Origin of the sequence: Sphingobium sp. C100 (assembly GCF_000508185.1) — a bacterium.
Classification (GTDB): Bacteria; Pseudomonadota; Alphaproteobacteria; order Sphingomonadales; family Sphingomonadaceae; genus Sphingobium.
Map to the genome: position 1 here is coordinate 1 of NZ_AYOY01000072.1, position 3,353 is coordinate 3,353.

At 63.2% G+C, this 3,353-nt stretch carries 3 protein-coding genes and 2 pseudogenes; 2 read left to right on the plus strand and 3 right to left on the minus strand.

The window, feature by feature from the left end; all coding sequences use genetic code 11:
- The 3 genes and pseudogenes from C100_RS49070 to C100_RS48550 form a co-directional block, all read right to left on the minus strand.
- Nucleotides 1–197: pseudogene (locus C100_RS49070) on the minus strand (integrase); the annotation flags it as partial.
- 55 nt (nucleotides 198–252) lie between these two features.
- Nucleotides 253–411 (minus strand): annotated as a pseudogene (locus C100_RS49435) (DUF4158 domain-containing protein); the annotation flags it as partial.
- 130 nt (nucleotides 412–541) lie between these two features.
- Entirely contained in the window at nucleotides 542–874 is a 333-nt protein-coding gene (locus C100_RS48550) for a hypothetical protein (RefSeq protein WP_031308866.1), read from the minus strand.
- A 140-nt stretch (nucleotides 875–1,014) separates the two neighbouring features.
- On the opposite strand from C100_RS48550, the gene C100_RS31080 reads away from it, so the two are divergent.
- Together C100_RS31080 and C100_RS31085 are read left to right on the plus strand one after the other, a co-directional pair.
- The gene (locus C100_RS31080; protein ID WP_024018946.1) at nucleotides 1,015–1,497 is read left to right on the plus strand and encodes a MarR family winged helix-turn-helix transcriptional regulator; all 483 of its coding nucleotides are present in this window, start codon (nucleotides 1,015–1,017) and stop codon (nucleotides 1,495–1,497) included.
- Nucleotides 1,494–3,353: FUSC family protein (locus C100_RS31085; protein ID WP_024018947.1), on the plus strand; the 1,860-nt coding region annotated here is incomplete at its 3' end. The genes C100_RS31080 and C100_RS31085, both read left to right, overlap by 4 nt.

Here is a 3,353-nt window from a genome sequence, read left to right on the forward strand (position 1 = left end):
CCCTTCCCCCCCCCCCCATCCAGATAATCGGCCACGGTCTCGGCCGTCGCCGGCAGCGCGATCCGGTTGGTGCGCCGACACCGGCTGTCGAATGCTTCGATGTCGGACTTGAGCGCGCGGATGCTGTGAGGCGACGAAGCGGCCTGATAGGCGGCGATCAGCGCCTCGGTGGCCGCCCGGGCACAGCTCGCCAGCACTCCATTCCGTCAATTGCGCGCGATGCCCCCGCTTCATGCGGTGATATCCAAGATGGATCAAGATCTCCGCACAATGCCGCCGTGCAGTCCGACTGGAAAAGTCATAACCGGCTATCTCGCCAGCTTCGACACCGAGTTGCTCGGCCAGATACGAGAGGCCATCGGTAGGGATTGAGCCAGGATCGGTCGCGAAAACCCCAGGGAAGCGAAAAATTTCAGCTGCGCGGCGAGGCCGAGGCGCGTCAGGGCCGGCTTCGAATTTACAAAATCAATATCGGCAAAGCTCAGGCTCCATCGTCCGATCAAATCCCCGCCCGAAATACTCCGATCCATCAACCCACTCACTATGATGGAGCGAACTGTCCTCTTCTATAATTTCCATCGTCAATACCGAATGCCACGTTCCCAAAACGTTCTCCGACTTGGCCAAAATCGCAGCTTGGGGCCGACTGGGCCATGTCGGAAAATAGCGATTCCTGGTTGTCGTCTTCGGCGCGACACGGGATTGGGCGCGCCAGTTTGGCCTTGATCCACTCGTCTTCGAGGTCGCTGGAGCGGATTTGATAGGGCGCGTAGCGCATGACCTGCTCGGCGGCGATATGCCATTCCTGAGGAAGCGTTGGATCTTGACTTGCGGGACTCCGAGTTTGGCGGCCGCGTCCGACATCGTGAGCCATTCGCCGTTCTTGTCAGAAGACCGGTAACCGCTGATCTTGCGCACCACATGGCTCACTGGCGTGTTCAGTCTGCCCAATTTAATTGTTAAGGCAATGATTGCATATTGAACGTAATCGGATGATGGACTAGGTAGCCGCGCATGCCCCGCGACCGATCCAGAACCAGCCCCGTCACGCTTTTTGAACTCACGAACGCTTTGCAGCCGATCCGGCGTGTCTGGGTTCAGGCAGTCAGTCTCGCACTCGCCGACTTCGGACTTCCCGCATCGCTCATTTCGGCGCTCATTCTGGCGTCCCGTCATGGAGACAAGGGTGTCAGGCAGAACGCGCTGGCCGAGGAAGTCGGGGTCAATCCGGGCGGCATGGTGCGCATTCTCGACCAGGCCGAAGCCGCCAACCTGCTTGAGCGGCGCGATTCTCCCGAGGACCGGCGCATCAAGACGATCCATGTCATGCCGAAAGGTCGTGACCTTGCGAAGAAGATGGAAAAGGCGGTCACGCGGCTCCGCGACGACCTCCTTGGTGATCTTCCTTCGCAGGACATCGAAACGACGACGCGCACGCTGCGTTTGTTCGAGGAACGGATCGGTCAGTTCCTGCAGCAGGCGCGGACGGGCCGATGAAAGTCAGCGCCGATCAGCTGATCTTCTCTGTTAAGCTGTTCGTCGCGGGCATGATCGCATTCGCGATAGCGGTGCGGATCGGCCTGCCCAATCCTTACTGGGCACTTGTCACCTGCTGCGTCTGCATGAACCCCATGAGCGGGGCGATCCGGTCGAAGGCCGTCTATCGGTTCACCGGAACTTTCTGCGCCGGCTTCGTCACGCTTGCCATGGTCGCGCTGTTTGCGAGCGCGCCGCTGCTGCTGATCGCGGCGTCGGGAATCGTGGCAACCCTGGCGTTCGGTATTTCTTTCCTCGACCGCACGCCGCGCAGCTACGGCTTCCAGCTTTTCGCGATCACGCTCATGCTGGTGGCCGTCGCCGGCGTGGATCATCCGGAGATCATGTTCGATACCGTTGTGGCGCGGGTCAGCGAAATCACCCTCGGCATCCTCGCGACGACCCTCGTTGACGGCGTGATCGCTCCGCGTTCTCTTGAAGGTGCGCTACGCGCGCGCCTGCATCGCTGGCTGCCCAGCATCGAGACCTGGGCGAAGGATGTCCTTGATGGCCATGAGGCGGACGCCCAAGGAGAGCATGACCGGCTAAAGACGCTGGCCGACATCACATCCCTGTCACAGCTGACCGGAGCGCTGCGCTACGATCCGACGATCCATCGCGATGACCTGCGGCACGCGCTCGCGATCCAGCAACGCCTGCTGCGCATGGTCCCGCTCCTTTCCGCAATCGGCAGCCGCATCGCGGGCCTTGGCGAAGCGGAGCGCTTGGCCCTCCGACCCTCTCTCGCCACGGCCAGGGCCCATCTTGATGCCGGTACGGAACCGCCACCCGATCTGGCCGATGCCGTGCGCGCGCTTCCGCTCGATGCCAGTGACGCGCGCGCGTGGCAGCAGCTCATTCATGATGCGCTGGCCGACATGCTGGCCGAAATGCTGACGCTCTGGAGCGAAGTTTCGCGGATCGAGGCGGCGTTGAGCGGAAAGGCGAAGCTTGCGCCCGCGCTCGCGCGAACAGTCAGCGAGACGCGGGCGTTTCCGCTCAACCCCGACATTGATCACGCTGCCCGGATCGCGGCGGGAATCCTCGTAACCTACGCCCTCCTCTGCGGGCTCTGGTATGCGACGGGCTGGCATCAGGGCGCGAACGCGGTTCTGCTGGGCACCGTAACGCTGGCCTTTTTCGGTGGCGGCGACGAGCCGGGCCGAGCGATCGGAATGTTCGCGCGTTTCGCCCTGCTAGCGACCCTGCTGGCGGGGATCCTGTGCTATGGCCTGCTCCCGCTCGCCGCCGATTTCTCGACCTTTGCGTTGATGATGGGCCTGTTCATGCTGCCGCTGGGCGTCTGGGCGGCCGTCAATCCGATGGCGACGCTAATCCTCGCCTTCGGGCTCAGCAACATCAATCTCCAGGGCCATTATTCGCCGCCCGATTTCGGAACCTTCGTCGAGGCGAGCGTCGCCAGCATGCTGGGCATATTCACCGCCATTCTCGGTGCCGGCCTGTTCCGTACCTGGGGCGTGCAGCATCAGCTTCAGCGCGTCCTCCGCATCGAAGCGCGCGAGATCGCGCGGCTGAGCCGGTCGCCCAGCCGACGGTTGCGGGACAGCTATGTCCAGCGGGCGCTCGACCGCATTTCGGTGGTGACGGCGCGCCTTGCCGCAGCCGGGCAAATCGAGCGGAGCGCCGGCCTGCTCATCCGGCTGCGGGTCGGCGCGAACGTCGCCGACCTGCGCTCGATGGGCAACGCGCTTCCCGCCGATGGGCGGCAGGCGACGGATCGGGTTCTCGATCAACTCCGCAGCGAGTTCGACAAGCCGCAGCCGTCGTCCCGTCTGCTCGAGGGCATCGCGTGGAAG